Raw genomic sequence first — 15,864 nt, 5'->3', positions numbered from 1 at the left:
TCCACCGCCGCTTCCGCCTGAGCCACCAGAACCACTTCCGTCTCCACCGCCGCTTCCGCCTGAACCACCAGAACCACTTCCGGCACCGCCGCCGCTTTCGCCAGAGCTGCCCGAACCACTGCTGTCTCCGCCGCCACTTCCGCCTGAGCCACCAGAACCACTTCCGCCTCCACCGCCGCTTCCGCCTGAGCCACCAGAACCACTTCCGTCTCCACCGCCGCTTCCACCTGAGCCACCAGAACCACTTCCGTCTCCACCGCCGCTGCCGCCTGAGCCACCAGAACCACTTCCGGCACCACCGCCACTTCCACCAGAGCCGACTTGCGTATTATCAGTTGCTTTTCCTTCAGCACCTCCTCCTCCACATCCAGAGAGAAGCATTAACATACAGATTAATAACAGTGTTTTTTTCATATCGTTTCGTTTCTGCGTAGATAGACAATAAGAGGAGAACTCAGGGAATATGAGATCTTCATCACATAAAATTCTAGTGCAGCATACAGTAAACGATAATAATGATGAATATATGACTCTATTTTTTATAGGGTTTTCATGTAAATATTTATGTACCGACTTGTTTTATTTCACCTTAGACTCCATCCTATTGTTCTGCTCTACAGCGTGAGATATTAAATAATGCGAACTCCAAGAATTTACCACCCTGAATTGATTCACCAACTGGGGCTACTCGCTCTTAGCGAAGATGCCGCGGGTCATGTTGGTCGAGTCCTTCGTATGAAAGAAGGCCAAGACGTTCTTCTGTTTGATGGCAGTGGCGCTGAATTCCCTTCGACAATTGCTGAAGTATCAAAAAAGAACGTCACAGTTAATGTTACTGAGCGTATCGAGCGCAGCAGCGAATCTCCGTTAGACTTACATTTAGGCCAAGTGATTTCACGTGGCGACAAAATGGAGTTCACGATTCAAAAATCGGTTGAGCTTGGTGTAAACACCATTACCCCTCTGATTTCAGAGCGCTGTGGCGTTAAGCTAGATACTAAACGCTTCGAGAAAAAACTCGCGCAGTGGCAAAAGATTGCTATCGCAGCATGTGAACAGTCTGGCCGCAATACGGTTCCGGTTATCCGCCCAATCATGCAGCTTGAAGAGTGGTGCAGCGAACCGAGTGAAGCGCTGAAGCTAAACCTGCATCCTCGTGCAAAATACTCAATTAATACCCTTCCAGAACCCATCAGTAAGGTACGCCTATTGATCGGTCCTGAGGGCGGACTGTCCGCTGAAGAAATCGGTATGACAGAACAATACAAATTTGAAGAGACGCTACTCGGCCCACGTGTACTTCGTACCGAAACTGCTGCTCTAACCGCAATTACCGCCTTACAAGTTCGTTTTGGCGATCTAGGCTAGGAGAAAGAAATGATCAAACTTGGCATCGTAATGGATCCAATTTCATCCATTAACATCAAAAAAGACTCTAGCTTTGCCATGATGCTTGAAGCTCAGCGTCGTGGTTACGAAATCCATTACATGGAAATGGATGATCTACATTTAGATCAAGGCGTAGCCATTGCTGACACTAAGGTTGTTGAACTAAAAGAAGATCCAAACGGTTGGTACGAGTTCAAATCAGAACAGACTATCGCGCTATCCGATTTAGATGCGGTACTGATGCGTAAAGATCCTCCGTTTGATACTGAGTACATCTACGCGACTTACATTCTTGAGCGTGCTGAAGAGAACGGCGCACTGATCGTAAACAAACCACAAAGCCTACGTGATTGTAACGAGAAGTTGTTCACGGCTTGGTTCCCTGAACTGACACCGACCACCATCGTGACTCGTAAAGCTGAAAAGATTAAAGCGTTCCGCGAGAAGCACGGTGATGTGATCCTTAAACCACTTGATGGTATGGGTGGTGCGTCAATCTTCCGCGTGAAGGAAGGCGATCCAAACGTATCGGTGATCATTGAAACGCTGACTAACCACGGTCAAAACTACGCAATGGCACAGACCTTTGTTCCAGACATCAGTAACGGCGACAAGCGTATTCTTGTGGTTGATGGTGAACCAATGCCTTACTGCCTAGCGCGTATTCCAGCGAAAGGGGAAACTCGAGGTAACCTTGCTGCTGGCGGTACAGGTGAAGCTCGCCCGCTGAGTGAAACAGACTGGGCTATCGCAAGAGCAGTTGCACCGGCATTAAAAGAGAAAGGTTTAATCTTTGTAGGACTTGATGTTATCGGTGACAAGCTAACTGAGATTAACGTAACGAGCCCAACTTGTATCCGTGAAATTGAAGCTGCTTTTGATATTTCTGTTACGGGTAAATTAATGGATGCAATCGAGCGTCGCGTTAACGCTAAATAGCCTAAACTTAAGAAAGTCTTAGCTATTCGCAAACATTTAGACACAGAATCAATGAGCGGCTTTACGCCGCTCTTTTTCCTTTACTGGGAACACACTGGCAGGAGGCTCTATGAATTTAACGAACCACTTTCTGGTCGCTATGCCCGGAATGAAAGACCCATACTTTCAAAACTCGGTGATCTACCTTTGTGAGCATAATGACGAAGGCGCAATGGGTCTGATGATCAACGCTCCTATTGATGTCACTGTCGGCAGCATGCTCAAACAAGTTGAGGTTGATTCTGAACAACCAAAATCCAACCAAGCAAGCCTTGATAAGCCAGTTTTAAATGGTGGACCTGTAGCAGAAGACCGCGGGTTTATTTTGCACAAGCCCAAAGGCAGCTATCAATCCAGCATCAACATGACGGATCAAATTTCGGTAACAACATCAAAAGATATCTTGATGGTGTTAGGGACTGAAGATGAACCGATCAATTATCTGGTTGCACTTGGTTATTCTGGGTGGGAGCCTGGCCAGTTGGAGATAGAACTGACCGAAAACTCATGGCTAACCGTTGAAGCCGATCCAAAGGTCATCTTTGACACACCGATCTCGGACCGCTGGAAAGTTGCCGTGCAAATGTTAGGTATTAACGCGGCTCAGCTTTCAGCAGACGCTGGACACGCCTAGCTCAAATTAGCTCCATAAAACAAATAAACACTCTCAAACACAGATTAATTTGGAAACCCCATGTCACGAACAATTATGGCATTTGACTACGGTACAAAAAGTATCGGCAGTGCGATAGGACAAGAAATCACGGGTACCGCAAGCCCTCTAAAAGCTTTTAAAGCCAAAGATGGCATCCCAAACTGGGACGATATCGAGAAGCAAATTAAGGAATGGCAACCGAATCTGATTGTGGTTGGCCTTCCTACCGACCTTCATGGTAAAGATCTAGCAGCTATTACACCCAGAGCGAAGAAATTCGCTAACCGTCTTAAAGGACGCTTTGGTGTGGATGTTGAACTGCATGATGAAAGACTTTCTACGACAGAAGCAAGGGCCGACCTTTTTGAAATGGGCGGCTATAAAGCGCTAAGTAAAGGTAACGTCGATAATCAATCAGCCGTTGTAATTCTAGAGAGCTGGTTTGAAGCACAATATGGCTAAGTTATTTATTTAGCAAACTCGAGCAAGCTTATGATCCCTTGCCATTTTAACTGCGTAATGGAGGAGCGATAAAGGAAAAGAACTTGGGAGTTCATATGAAAATTTTTCTAGCAATATTCATAGCGTTATCTATAACGGCATGCAGCTCAATGGGAAGCGGTTCCGCGGGTTACGACGGTCAACAGTACCCGTCAAAAATCAAATTAGAAAAGGAGCGCGGTTACTCATATGATAACCATCGCTCCAACATGCACTCATCTAACATGCATTAAGTTATAAACGAATAAAACCCGCCACAGAAGCGGGTTTTGTGTTTATCAACAAAGCCGTGACTTAGCCCATATCAATCTTAACGCCAGCCAACGCACCAGTTCCGTAGTCATCATCGCCACGTTTGGTCTTGAGCATTAAACGCAAGTCATTGGCAGAATCTGCACTATGGAATGCATCATCCTCGCTAATCTTGTCCGCAACCACTAAATCATACAAAGCTTGGTCAAAAGTCTGCATACCAATCTCTTTCGATTTGGCCATGGTCGCTTTTAACTCATGCAACTCACCACGACGAATCAAGTCAGATATACGAGGGCTATTCAGCAGAATTTCGAAGACACCATGACGACCATTGCCATTTTTATCGCGTATTAACTGCTGAGCGACCACACCACGCAGATTCATCGACAGATCAAACAGGAACTGTTCTTTCTGCTCTTTCGGCACCAAGTGAAGAATACGCTCTAGCGCCTGGTTAGCGTTATTGGCATGCAGGGTTGCCATACACAAGTGACCCGTTTCAGCAAAGGTCATCGCGTATTCCATGGTTTCACGACTACGGATTTCGCCAATCAAAATCATATCAGGTGCTTGGCGCAAAGAGTTCTTAAGCGCAACTTCGTAACTCTCGGTGTCTAGCCCAACCTCACGTTGAGTCACGATGCACTTTTTATGTTCGTGTACGAATTCAATCGGATCTTCAACCGTCAAAATATGCCCTGAGCGATTGGTATTGCGATAACCCGTCATTGCAGCCATTGAGGTCGATTTACCAGAGCCAGTCGCACCAACCACCAGCACAAGCCCGCGCTTAGCGATTGAAAGGTCTTGTAGTACGTCAGGAAGCTTTAATTGCTCAAAGGTTGGGATGTTAGTCTCGATGCGACGAATTACCGCTCCTGGCAGCTCTCGCTGAAAGAACGCACTGACACGAAAACGACCAAAATTACGCACGATAGCAAAATTAGCCTCACGCGTTTGCTTGTATTCATCTCGTCGATCTTGATCCATCATCGCATCAAGTAATTGAGCAACCTGAGCCGCATTCAGCTTCTCTCCTTGAGGTCGCAGTTCACCATCCACACGAAAAAGGATTGGCGCATCGACAGTGATATAAAGATCCGACGCCTTTTGAGAGAGCATCCCTTCAAGAATTTGATTCAATTCCATTTTGTTCACCTTGATTAAAACATTGAGGTTTCAATTTCGATCTTTTTCTCGACCTCTTCCGAGTCAACCAAGCCTTGTGCCATCAGTTGTTTCGCGTTTTGCTCCATGGTCTGCATACCATGTGCCGCGCCCGTTTGAATAATCGAGTACATCTGCGCGACTTTATCTTCACGAATCAAGTTTCTGATTGCAGGTGTCGCCATCATGATTTCATGACAAGCGACACGACCACCACCGACACGCTTTAATAGTTTCTGGGCAATCACCGAACGTAACGATTCAGACAGCATCGAACGAACCATATCTTTGTCGCTACCCGGGAATACATCGATAATACGGTCTACGGTTTTTGCTGCAGAGCTAGTATGCAAAGTACCAAAAACTAGGTGACCAGTTTCTGCGGCCGTTAACGCTAAGCTGATCGTCTCTTGGTCACGAAGCTCACCTACAAGAATTACGTCCGGGTCTTCACGTAACGCACTGCGTAGCGCCGCTTTAAAGCTGTGCGTATCACGATGAACTTCACGCTGGTTAACCAGACATTTATTATTGGTGTGAACGAATTCAATTGGGTCTTCAATGGTCAAAATGTGTTTGTTGTGATTACGGTTTACATAATCAACCATCGCCGCCAAAGTTGTCGATTTACCAGACCCCGTAGGGCCAGTCACCAGCACTAAGCCTTTTTCATAATTGGCAATTTTTTCAAAAATATCAGGTGCGCCCAACTGCTCTAACGTTGGGATTTCTACAGGGATGGTTCGAAAGACCGCTGCGCACCCACGGGCTTGGTTAAAAGCATTAACACGGAATCGGCCAACATTGGGTAATTCAAAAGAGAAGTCGACTTCCAATTTTTCCTCAAACTCACCGCGCTGTGAGTCGTCCATGATCTCAAAAACTAAACGATGCACATCAGCATGACTCAAAGCTGGGATTCCAAGCTTCCTTACTTCACCATCTATACGTACCATTGGAGATACACCCGCAGAAAGATGTAGATCTGACGCGTTATGCTTTACACTAAAATCTAGTAACTCAGTGATATCCATTTATTTTCCCTTAAGTAAAGTCAGCTATGAGTAGTATTCAACAAAATATCGAACAAATCACCTCACAGATTCGTAGTGCTGAACAAAAGTGCGGACGAGCTCCAGACTCCGTGCAACTTTTAGCCGTCAGTAAAACTAAACCTATTGATGCGATTCTAGAAGCCGCACTCGGAGGTCAAGTTGCCTTTGGTGAAAACTATGTTCAAGAAGGTGTCGATAAAGTAAAACACTTTTCAGAACAACATTCTAACCTAAATTTAGAATGGCATTTTATTGGCCCAATCCAATCTAATAAAACTCGCCCTATTGCGGAAAGCTTCCAATGGGTGCATTCCGTTGATCGCGATAAGATCGCACAAAGGCTTCATGATCAGCGACCAAACGAGCTTCCACCTCTACAAGTGCTCATTCAAGTGAACACCAGTGGTGAAGATTCAAAATCAGGAACGTCAGAAGAAACAGTTTTTGCGCTCGCGGAGTTGATTTCGTCGCTCCCTAACCTCACTTTAAGAGGATTGATGTCGATTCCTGCAAACGTATCTGACTATCAATCTCAGCTTAATGCATTTTCTCAACTGGCAGAGCTTAAAGACAAGCTAGCCGCGAAGTATCCAAACATCGATACCCTTTCGATGGGTATGAGTGGTGATATGGATGCAGCAGTTGAGGCTGGTAGCACAATGGTTCGTATTGGAACGGCTATTTTCGGTGCTCGTGATTACGCGAAATAGCAAATAGTCAGCGACTAAAAGTCGACGATAAGTATTGATACCGCTTCGCTTTAACCGCGCAGCGACACGCTCAGGATTTTATATATGGAACATAAGAACATCGCCTTTATTGGGGCGGGAAATATGGTTCGCTCAATTGTAGCGGGCTTAGTGGCGAGTGGTTACCCAGCGCAAAAGATTACTGCAACAGCGCCTTCAGACACCAGAAGGCTGCCGTTAGAGCAAGAATACGGCATCAATACCACCAGCGATAACCTTGCCGCTGCAGAGCAAGCAGACGTTGTTGTATTATCAGTGAAACCACAAATGATGGCTGATGTATGTAAACCCTTACAAAGCATCGACTTTAGCAACAAACTGGTTATCTCAATTGCAGCGGGTATTAATGCGAATCGACTCAATGAGATGTTAAACTGCCAACTGAACCTTGTACGTGTTATGCCAAACACGCCATCACTGCTTGGTAAGGGGATGAGCGGCCTTTATGCTGATTCAACGGTCAGCCAAGATGATAAAGACTTTGCTTCTCAGCTAATGCAAGCCGTAGGTGAAGTAAGCTGGGTTGAACAAGAGTCTGGTATCAACAACATCATTGCGGCGGCGGGCAGTGCTCCGGCTTACTTCTTCTTGTTTATGGAAGCGATGCAAGCTGAAGCAATTAACCAAGGTTTTGACCAAGAAACCGCTCGTAAATTAGTGCAGCAATCTGCATTAGGCGCGGCAGAGATGGTAGTAGCAAATCCAAATACTGAATTATCTACACTGCGTGAGCAAGTGACTTCAAAAGGCGGAACGACCGCAGAAGCACTGCGCACGTTTAACGACCATCAACTTTCAGATATCGTAGCAAAAGCCATGCAAGCGGCGGTTGCTCGAGCTGAAGAGATGGAAAAACTGTTTTAATACTAATTACAGTAAAAAAGCATTGTGTCGTTCAGGCTATACCTAAACGGCAAGTAAATCCGAAAAAGGAAACAATATGAACTCGATGAGCTTTCTGATCTCGACCGTTTTTGATCTTTACATCATGGTTGTGATCTTGCGTATCTGGCTACAAGCATCACGTGCAGATTTCTACAACCCATTCTCACAATTTATCGTAAAAGCGACACAACCGGTTGTTGCACCACTACGCCGAGTAATTCCATCAATCGGCAGCCTTGATCTTGCGACGGTTGTTTTCGCTTATGTGCTATGTGTACTTAAGTTCGTCGCTCTAAACCTGATTATCTCTGGCGGTGCGGCTGTATTTGACATCAGCTTCCTGATCTTTGGCGCACTATCTCTGCTTAAAGCGGCTGGTGGTTTGATCTTCTGGGTTCTGCTAATCCGTGCAATCCTGAGCTGGGTTAGCCAAGGCCGTAGCCCAATTGAATACGTGTTCCATCAACTGACTGAACCAATGCTGGCTCCAATTCGTCGTATTCTTCCTGCAATGGGCGGTTTTGATTTAAGCGTACTGGTACTGTTTATTGTTCTGCAATTCGCGAACTTCTTAATGGGTGACCTAATTGGCCCTATTTGGTATCAGCTATAATTTAAGTACGAACATCAGGTACTTTGACGATGCCAAAAGCGGTTTGGGCCGAGGAAGACGATATTCTTCTTAGGCTCTATATCCAACCCAAAGCAAGCCGCGATAAAATTGTCGGCTTACACGGCGAGGAACTGAAAATTGCCATTACTGCACCACCGGTTGATGGCAAAGCCAATGCTCACTTAGCGAAATACCTTGCGAAACAATTTAAGGTCGCTAAAGGGCAAATTACGATAGAAAAGGGAGAGCTAGGTAGGCACAAGCAAGTTCGAATATGCTCGCCAAGCCAAATCCCAACTGAAGTCAAAGCCATCCTATGATGGCTTTTTGCTATTTATTGGAGTCATTATGCGTTTATGGATAACAGCACTACTCACCGCTCTTGTTGCCTTACCAAGTTCGGCAGGACAGTTTAAAAGTATCAAGGATGTCGAGGTTCATTATTCGGCTTTCAATTCCACGTTTTTAACTGCGCAGGTCGCTAAGCAATATAAGCTGAAACGAAACGGATACTCTGCGATTCTAAACATCAGCGTGCTAGACAAGGCTTCCCTAGGCAAGCCTGCGACAACGGCTAAAATTACGGGAACAGCTCGAAACCTAGTAGGTAACACTCGCACGCTTAACTTCCGTGAAATAAAGGAAGGTGATGCAATTTATTACCTTGCTGAGTTCCCTATCACTCACGAAGAGAACATCACTTTTAATATCGATGTTAACGCCGGTTTGAAAGGCACAGGCCCACTGCGTTTCACACAAAAATTCTATATAGAAGAGTAGCTTCAAAGCTCACATTTCTAGTCATTAACTTATTAGAGCCACATCCCCATGAGTAAGATTGTTTTAGCAACAGGCAACCAAGGCAAAGTTCGCGAGATGGCAGATATTCTGTCTAAGTTTGGTTTCGACGTTGTCGCGCAAAGTGAATTTAACGTTTCAGAAGTCGCAGAAACAGGAACGACTTTCATTGAAAATGCCATCATCAAAGCTCGCCACGCTGCGAAAGTGACGGGGCTACCAGCCATTGCTGACGATTCTGGCTTAGAAGTTGATTACCTTAATGGTGCACCCGGTATCTACTCAGCGCGTTACTCAGGTGAAGGGGCTACTGATAAGCAAAACATCGAAAAGCTGTTAGATGCTATGCAAGGTGTCGACGTTGAAAAACGCACAGCTCGTTTTCACTGTGTATTGGTGCTAATGCGTCACGAAAACGATCCAACTCCATTAGTATGTCACGGTAAATGGGAAGGTCGCATTCTGACTGAAGAACACGGTGAGAATGGCTTTGGCTACGATCCTGTATTCTTTGTACCAGAAGATAACTGCGCCTCAGCAGAACTTGAATCGTCACGTAAGAAGCAACTGTCACACCGTGGTAAAGCCCTCGCGTCATTATTCAAGACTCTCAAGGAGCAAGCTCTGTAATGCACAATGCAGCGCTTATACCACCCGCACTCAGCCTCTATGTCCACATTCCATGGTGTGTACAAAAGTGTCCGTATTGTGATTTTAACTCTCACGCTCTAAAAGCCGAGATTCCTGAAAAAGAGTACATCGATGCTCTGCTTGAGGATCTCGATACCGATATCGAAAAATACCAACTCAATGGCGCACCTCGCCCATTGCATTCGATCTTTATTGGTGGCGGCACGCCGAGTCTATTTTCTCCAGAAGGAATAGGTCGATTGCTGCAAGGCATTGAACAACGCATCCCGTTCAAACCTGAAATAGAAATCACCATGGAGGCCAATCCGGGAACTATCGAAGCTGAGCGTTTTGCTGGTTACCAAAAAGCAGGCATAACTCGAATCTCGGTGGGTGTGCAAAGTTTTGAACAAGAGAAACTGGAAAGGCTTGGGCGTATTCACGGTCAAGACGAAGCGGTTAACGCAGCTCATTTAGCACATAAAATCGGACTAAATAGCTTCAACCTAGATCTAATGCACGGCTTACCCGATCAAAGCATTGATCAGGCCTTGGCTGATTTGGACAAAGCGATCGAGCTTAATCCTCCGCATTTATCTTGGTATCAGCTAACAATAGAACCTAACACCATGTTCTATTACAAAACGCCAAAGCTGCCTGACGATGATGACCTTTGGGATATTTTCGACTTAGGCCATAAGAAGCTCGCAGACGCAGGTTATGTACAGTACGAAATTTCAGGCTACAGCAAGCCGGGATATCAGTGTCAGCATAATCTCAACTACTGGCGCTTTGGTGACTACCTAGGTATTGGCTGTGGCTCTCATGGCAAGCTGAGCTTTGCAGATGGACGTATTGTTCGCACCACTAAGGTTAAACACCCTAGAGGTTACCTAGCCGCGTATCAGAATCTGGTGAAGCCCTATCTGTCGGATGAACTTGAAGTCCCTAATGAGGACCGCCCTTTCGAGTTCTTCATGAACCGCTTCAGGCTAATGGAAGCATGTCCAAAGCAGGATTTCATTGATACTACGGGGCTTGGTTTTAACTCTATTCAAGAAACTATTGAATGGGCAAAAGAGCTAGGCTACTTGAATGAAACCGACACTAACTGGCAGATCACTGAAAAAGGGAAGCTATTCCTAAATGATTTGCTAGAAGCCTTTATGGCAGAAGAAGACGAATAGTTCGAGATTCGAGATTCGAGATTCGAGATAATGATTAAAAGGGTTGGCTTTAGGGGCAACCCTTTTTATTGTAAAAATCTTTCTCGAAGCGAAGCGCTCTATAGGACGAAGTCCGTGCTCGCATCTCGCATCTTTCTTCTAAAAAATAGAACGACCAATACGCTCAGAGAGCAATTCTAAAGCCTGAGTTCCCGCTAGTGAATTACCCGACGCGTCCAGTTCCGGAGACCACACCGCGATCGTCATTTCACCAGGAACAATCGCAATAATCCCACCGCCAACACCCGATTTACCCGGCATACCAACACGATAAGCAAACTCTCCTGCTCCATCGTACAAACCACATGTCGCAAGCAAAGCATTCAGCTGTTTGGTTTGAACTGGCGTGATGATCTCTTTCTTGGTCTGAACTGACACACCTTTGTTTGCCAAATAGCTAAAGGTCTTCGCCAAATCCACACAGGTCATTTTAAGCGCACAAGCATGAAAGTAATTGTTGAGTACGGGGATAACATCGTTCTCAAAATTACCAAATGAACGCATCAAATAAGCGATAGCAGCATTACGATCGCTGTGCATCATCTCAGAAGCTGCCACAACCTTGTCATACACGATATGTGTATCACCTGATAGCTGACGGACAAATTCTAATAAACGGTGTCTTGGTGCTGATAGACGGCTTTGTAATAAGTCAGCAACGACAATCGCGCCAGCATTAATAAACGGGTTACGAGGGATGCCGTGTTCCATCTCAAGCTGAATCATCGAGTTAAAGGCTTGTCCTGAAGGCTCCTTTCCAACGCGTTGCCAAATTTCTTCCGGCTTATACAACACCATCGCCAACGTCAGGCTTAAAGCTTTAGAGATTGATTGCACGGAAAAGGCTTCATCAGCATCGCCAGCTTGAATGACTTCACCTTCATTGGTGTATACCGCAATCGCCAATTTCTGGTTCGATACACGAGCCAATGCAGGAATATAATCAGCGACCTTTCCCTGACCAATTAAAGGGCGAACTTCATCTAAAATCTCGGCCAAAATAGCTTGATTTGGTTTCATATGTGCTTACTTCTTTATTGTTATTTTTGTAGGGGGTACGACATTACTTTCTGTCCTTAAACCTTTATCGCAATAAAAGCCTAAGGACAAAAAAGCCAACACTACAATAATGTTGGCTTTTATCAATCCCATAAAGTGTAGGGGTTAATCCTAAGTCGGATTCACCTTCACTTAATTTGATTCAGAATTACTTAGTACGCTTGAACTTAATGTCCCAAACACCATGACCTAAACGGTGGCCACGAGCTTCAAACTTAGTCAGTGGACGCTCGTCTGGACGAGGAATGTAATCACCATCTTCCGCGATATTCTCGAAACCTGGAGCTACGTTCATCACTTCAATCATATGTTCTGCGTAGTTTTCCCAGTCTGTTGCCATGTGGAAAATACCAGTATCAAGTTGCAGTTTACCGCGAACCATCTCTGCAAACTCAGCCTTAACGATACGACGTTTGTGGTGACGAGCTTTATGCCATGGGTCAGGGAAGAATAGTTGCAGTGTATGCAGGCTGCTGTCTGGGATCATGTGTTCAAATACTTCTACTGCATCGTGACACATTACACGCAGGTTAGTTACGCCAGCATCGCGAGCTGTACCTAAACACGCACCAACACCTGGGCTGTGAACTTCAATACCTAAGAAGTTTTTCTCAGGCGCATTCTTTGCCATTTCAACCAGTGATGCACCCATACCGAAGCCAATTTCTAGTACAACAGGGTTGTCGTTGCCAAACACTTCTTTCCAATTAAGAAGTTCTGGGTTGTAGTCGATACCCATTGTTGGCCAACATTCGTTCATCGCGTTTTCTTGGCCTTTTGTTAAGCGGCCTTCGCGGCGAACAAAACTACGGATCTTACGAACCAGTTTGCCGTCTTCAGTATATTCGTTAGTGGTCACTTCACTCATTGATTTTTGCCTGCACATTGATTAATCAAAGCGGGGATTATCCAAAGAATTGCCTCCGGTGCAAGTCTTTCCGTGGATAAATTCCCACACAATTTGTCTGTTTTACATCCAACCGTAAGTGTGGTGCAATTTCACTCCTAATAATAGCAAAGCATAGAGCATGTCGTGACTCCTTTCGCAACCGCCATATTAAAGTGGTATGACGCCTTTGGGCGCAAAGAATTACCTTGGCAACAAAACAAAACCGCCTACACCGTTTGGCTATCTGAAATCATGCTTCAGCAGACTCAAGTAGCCACGGTGATTCCATACTACCAGCGCTTCTTAGAGCGCTTTCCAACGGTTATTGACCTAGCGAACGCCGAACAAGATGAGGTGCTGCACCTATGGACAGGGCTTGGCTATTACGCGCGAGCTCGTAACTTGCACAAGGCTGCCAAGATTGTTGCCGAGCAATACGGTGGTGAATTTCCGCTTTCTATCGAAGATATGAACGCGCTACCGGGTATTGGACGCTCTACTGCCGCAGCAGTGCTGTCCTCTGTGCATAAACTCCCTCATGCGATTCTTGATGGCAACGTCAAGCGTACCTTGGCGAGAAGCTTCGCAGTAGAAGGTTGGCCGGGGCAAAAGAAAGTCGAGAACCAGCTTTGGGAACACGCAGAAGCACACACTCCCAATCAAGATGTCGATAAGTACAATCAAGCCATGATGGATATGGGGGCGATGGTTTGTACCCGTAGCAAACCCAAATGTACCTTATGCCCGATTGAAAGCATGTGTGAAGCTAAGAAGCTCGATAGACAGCTCGATTTCCCTGGTAAGAAACCTAAGAAAGAAAAGCCGATAAAAGAAACATGGTTTGTGATTCTGTACCACAACAATCAAGTATGGCTCGAACAACGCCCTCAATCTGGTATCTGGGGAGGACTATTCTGTTTCCCTCAAAATGAAAACGCAGAGATCGAACATCAATTAGATCTTCGTTCGATCAAAGACAACGAAACCGATTCGATCAAGACCATGATTGCGTTTCGACATACTTTCAGCCACTACCACTTAGATATCACACCTGTATTAGTAAAATTAGATAAACAACCAGATTTGATAATGGAAGGGACTAAAGGTCTCTGGTATAACTTATCAAAACCGGAAGAAATTGGCCTAGCAGCTCCTGTAAAGCAGCTTATTGAGAGCCTACCCTTTGAACTGAACGACGACGTTTGAATCAACGAACGCGATAAGAGGAACCACTATGAGCCGCACTGTATTTTGTGCTCGCCTTCAAAAAGATGCTGAAGGCCTAGATTTTCAACTTTACCCAGGTGACTTAGGTAAGCGTATCTTTGACAACATATCTAAAGAAGCTTGGGGACAATGGCAAAGCAAACAAACCATGCTTATCAATGAGAAGAAGCTAAACATGATGGATCCTGAACATCGTAAACTTCTTGAAACTGAGATGGTTAACTTCCTTTTTGAAGGTAAAGATGTCGTTATTGATGGCTACACTCCACCAAGCGAATAAGACATTTATTTAAGCAAATTTTAATGACATCATGGTTAACGCTGCGATGTCATTTTTGTATGAGGAACTATGAAAAAGCTAAGTTACTTCCTAACAGCCATGTTGTTAACTGGGTGCAGTCGTGAATTTGTCGAAAGCATTTATGATGTTAACTACGAACCAACCAACCGGTTTGTAAGTAATTTGGCAGAACTACCAGGGCAATTTGAAAAAGATACTGGTGCGTTGGATGCTTTGATTAGTAGCTTTTCAGGCAATATCCAAAAGCGCTGGGGCAGCAATGAAGTAAAGATGGCAGGTAAGAGTAACTATGTGAAATACATAGACAATTATCTAAGCCGTTCAGAAGTTAACTTCAGTCAAGGTATCATAACGGTAGAAACCGTCTCCTTAACAGATCCTAAAAAGCACCTCAAAAATGCGATCATGACGACGCTCCTGACACCCGATGATCCAGCTCATGTCGATCTATTTTCGTCCAAAAGTATAAAGCTAGAAGGTCAACCTTTCCTCTACAACCAAGTCGTAGACCAAGAGAAAAAGCCCATCCAATGGACATGGCGTGCTAACAAATTCGCAGATTACCTGATCGCCAATAACCTAAAAACCAAAGAGGTAGACTTTAAAAAAGCCTACTACGTCGAAATCCCAATGGTGGCAGATCATGCGAGCAAACGTAGTTATAAGTATGCCGACATAGTACAACGAGCATCTCAACGCTATGACATCCCTGAAGACTTGATCTATGCAATCATCAAGACAGAAAGCAGCTTCAATCCTTACGCGGTGAGCTGGGCAAATGCTTATGGTCTTATGCAGGTGGTACCTAAAACCGCTGGCCGAGATGTCTTTAAGCTCGTTAAAAAGAAACCTGGAGAACCAAGTCCTGAGTACTTATTCAATCCAGAAAACAACATTGATGCAGGCACCGCATACTTTTACATCCTTAAAAATCGTTATTTAAAAGACGTAAAACACCCAACCACGCTTGAGTACAGTATGATCTCTGCATACAACGGCGGCACTGGTGGCGTGCTCAATACTTTCAGTAAGGATAGAAAGCGAGCAATGCGTGACTTAAATTCATTGCAACCGAGTCAAGCTTACTGGGCACTAACAAAGAAACATCCCAATAAAGAGTCGCGCCGATACTTAGAGAAAGTAACAAAATTCAAGAAAGATTTTAACCAAGGTAAAACGTAAGCCTCACTTTTGAATAAAAAAACAACTAACTAACGTTTTTTTTAGTTATTTTCAAAAAAGGTGTTGACGGTTATGCAGAAAATCCGTTTAATAGCGCTCCGTTGCCCGGATAGCTCAGTCGGTAGAGCAGAGGATTGAAAATCCTCGTGTCGGTGGTTCGATTCCGCCTCCGGGCACCACAATTTGATTTGTTGGTGTCAACACTCTTTAACAGGGAGTAACAACACGGACAAAAGCATAAAGAATTTAGTGTGCCGACTTAGCTCAGTAGGTAGAGCAACTGACTTGTAATCAGTAGGTCACCA

18 protein-coding genes, 1 tRNA gene and 1 pseudogene are annotated in these 15,864 nt (G+C 45.0%); 15 read left to right on the top strand and 5 right to left on the bottom strand.

Translation table 11 applies throughout. The annotated features are described in order from the left end of the window. A pseudogene (locus ACED42_RS13205) lies at positions 1-414 on the bottom strand (hypothetical protein); the annotation flags it as partial. 222 nt (positions 415-636) lie between these two features. Here ACED42_RS13205 and rsmE point away from each other — a divergent pair. From rsmE to ruvX, 4 genes are all read left to right on the top strand, one after another. Next, a complete protein-coding gene (gene rsmE / locus ACED42_RS13200) occupies positions 637-1,368 on the top strand; it encodes a 16S rRNA (uracil(1498)-N(3))-methyltransferase (RefSeq protein ID WP_371702847.1) in 732 nt (243 codons plus the stop codon). 9 nt (positions 1,369-1,377) lie between these two features. After that, the gene (gene gshB / locus ACED42_RS13195; protein ID WP_102258157.1) at positions 1,378-2,328 is read left to right on the top strand and encodes a glutathione synthase; all 951 of its coding nucleotides are present in this window, start codon (positions 1,378-1,380) and stop codon (positions 2,326-2,328) included. 109 nt (positions 2,329-2,437) lie between these two features. Continuing rightward, positions 2,438-3,001, top strand: coding sequence for a YqgE/AlgH family protein (locus ACED42_RS13190; RefSeq protein ID WP_017629552.1), 564 nt, complete (start codon positions 2,438-2,440; stop codon positions 2,999-3,001). Between the two features lie 60 nt (positions 3,002-3,061). Then, positions 3,062-3,484: a Holliday junction resolvase RuvX gene (gene ruvX / locus ACED42_RS13185; protein ID WP_009847698.1), complete on the top strand. Its 423-nt coding sequence runs from the start codon at positions 3,062-3,064 to the stop codon at positions 3,482-3,484. Positions 3,485-3,817: 333 nt separating this feature from the next. Here ruvX and ACED42_RS13180 read toward each other — a convergent pair whose 3' ends face one another. Next, positions 3,818-4,927, bottom strand: coding sequence for a PilT/PilU family type 4a pilus ATPase (locus ACED42_RS13180; protein WP_029222974.1), 1,110 nt, complete (start codon positions 4,925-4,927; stop codon positions 3,818-3,820). A gap of 14 nt (positions 4,928-4,941) precedes the next feature. Next, positions 4,942-5,979, bottom strand: a complete 1,038-nt coding sequence (locus ACED42_RS13175; RefSeq protein WP_012604833.1) for a type IV pilus twitching motility protein PilT — start codon at positions 5,977-5,979, stop codon at positions 4,942-4,944. A 26-nt stretch (positions 5,980-6,005) separates the two neighbouring features. Here ACED42_RS13175 and ACED42_RS13170 point away from each other — a divergent pair, with 26 nt between their 5' ends. From ACED42_RS13170 to hemW, 7 genes are all read left to right on the top strand, one after another. Next, on the top strand, positions 6,006-6,710 hold the full coding sequence (locus ACED42_RS13170; RefSeq protein ID WP_102249696.1) for a YggS family pyridoxal phosphate-dependent enzyme: 705 nt from the start codon (positions 6,006-6,008) through the stop codon (positions 6,708-6,710). Positions 6,711-6,794: 84 nt separating this feature from the next. Further along, positions 6,795-7,613 carry a pyrroline-5-carboxylate reductase gene (proC, locus tag ACED42_RS13165; protein ID WP_017097520.1) on the top strand — a complete coding sequence of 273 codons (819 nt, stop codon included), beginning with the start codon at positions 6,795-6,797 and terminating at the stop codon, positions 7,611-7,613. Between the two features lie 76 nt (positions 7,614-7,689). After that, complete coding sequence (locus ACED42_RS13160; RefSeq protein WP_012604836.1) at positions 7,690-8,247, top strand: YggT family protein; 558 nt, start codon at positions 7,690-7,692, stop codon at positions 8,245-8,247. Positions 8,248-8,276: 29 nt separating this feature from the next. Continuing rightward, positions 8,277-8,567 carry a DUF167 family protein YggU gene (gene yggU / locus ACED42_RS13155; RefSeq protein WP_017101445.1) on the top strand — a complete coding sequence of 97 codons (291 nt, stop codon included), beginning with the start codon at positions 8,277-8,279 and terminating at the stop codon, positions 8,565-8,567. A 28-nt stretch (positions 8,568-8,595) separates the two neighbouring features. Further along, complete coding sequence (locus ACED42_RS13150; RefSeq protein WP_371702844.1) at positions 8,596-9,027, top strand: DUF4426 domain-containing protein; 432 nt, start codon at positions 8,596-8,598, stop codon at positions 9,025-9,027. A gap of 48 nt (positions 9,028-9,075) precedes the next feature. Continuing rightward, complete coding sequence (locus tag ACED42_RS13145; RefSeq protein WP_017101447.1) at positions 9,076-9,675, top strand: XTP/dITP diphosphatase; 600 nt, start codon at positions 9,076-9,078, stop codon at positions 9,673-9,675. Then, positions 9,675-10,862 (top strand): radical SAM family heme chaperone HemW, encoded by a 1,188-nt coding sequence (hemW, locus tag ACED42_RS13140; protein ID WP_371702842.1) that lies wholly within the window; start codon positions 9,675-9,677, stop codon positions 10,860-10,862. The genes ACED42_RS13145 and hemW overlap by 1 nt, the downstream gene beginning before the upstream one ends. A gap of 138 nt (positions 10,863-11,000) precedes the next feature. Here hemW and glsB read toward each other — a convergent pair whose 3' ends face one another. Next, complete coding sequence (glsB, locus tag ACED42_RS13135) at positions 11,001-11,921, bottom strand: glutaminase B (RefSeq protein ID WP_371702840.1); 921 nt, start codon at positions 11,919-11,921, stop codon at positions 11,001-11,003. A gap of 187 nt (positions 11,922-12,108) precedes the next feature. Continuing rightward, a complete protein-coding gene (gene trmB / locus ACED42_RS13130; RefSeq protein WP_004735468.1) occupies positions 12,109-12,828 on the bottom strand; it encodes a tRNA (guanosine(46)-N7)-methyltransferase TrmB in 720 nt (239 codons plus the stop codon). A gap of 165 nt (positions 12,829-12,993) precedes the next feature. Here trmB and mutY point away from each other — a divergent pair, with 165 nt between their 5' ends. The 4 genes from mutY (at position 12,994) to ACED42_RS13110 (ending at position 15,738) form a co-directional block, all read left to right on the top strand. Further along, a complete protein-coding gene (gene mutY / locus ACED42_RS13125; RefSeq protein WP_122056339.1) occupies positions 12,994-14,055 on the top strand; it encodes an A/G-specific adenine glycosylase in 1,062 nt (353 codons plus the stop codon). Between the two features lie 28 nt (positions 14,056-14,083). Next, the gene (locus ACED42_RS13120) at positions 14,084-14,356 is read left to right on the top strand and encodes an oxidative damage protection protein (protein WP_004735465.1); all 273 of its coding nucleotides are present in this window, start codon (positions 14,084-14,086) and stop codon (positions 14,354-14,356) included. A 69-nt stretch (positions 14,357-14,425) separates the two neighbouring features. Then, entirely contained in the window at positions 14,426-15,559 is a 1,134-nt protein-coding gene (mltC, locus tag ACED42_RS13115; RefSeq protein WP_122047413.1) for a membrane-bound lytic murein transglycosylase MltC, read from the top strand. A 103-nt stretch (positions 15,560-15,662) separates the two neighbouring features. Continuing rightward, a tRNA-Phe gene (locus ACED42_RS13110) sits at positions 15,663-15,738 on the top strand. Positions 15,739-15,864 lie beyond the last annotated feature (126 nt).

Origin of the sequence: Vibrio sp. FF145 (assembly GCF_041439075.1) — a bacterium.
Classification (GTDB): Bacteria; Pseudomonadota; Gammaproteobacteria; order Enterobacterales; family Vibrionaceae; genus Vibrio; species Vibrio tasmaniensis_A.
Note: the sequence above shows the minus strand (reverse complement) of the source record. Positions and strands in the feature narration are given on the sequence as shown.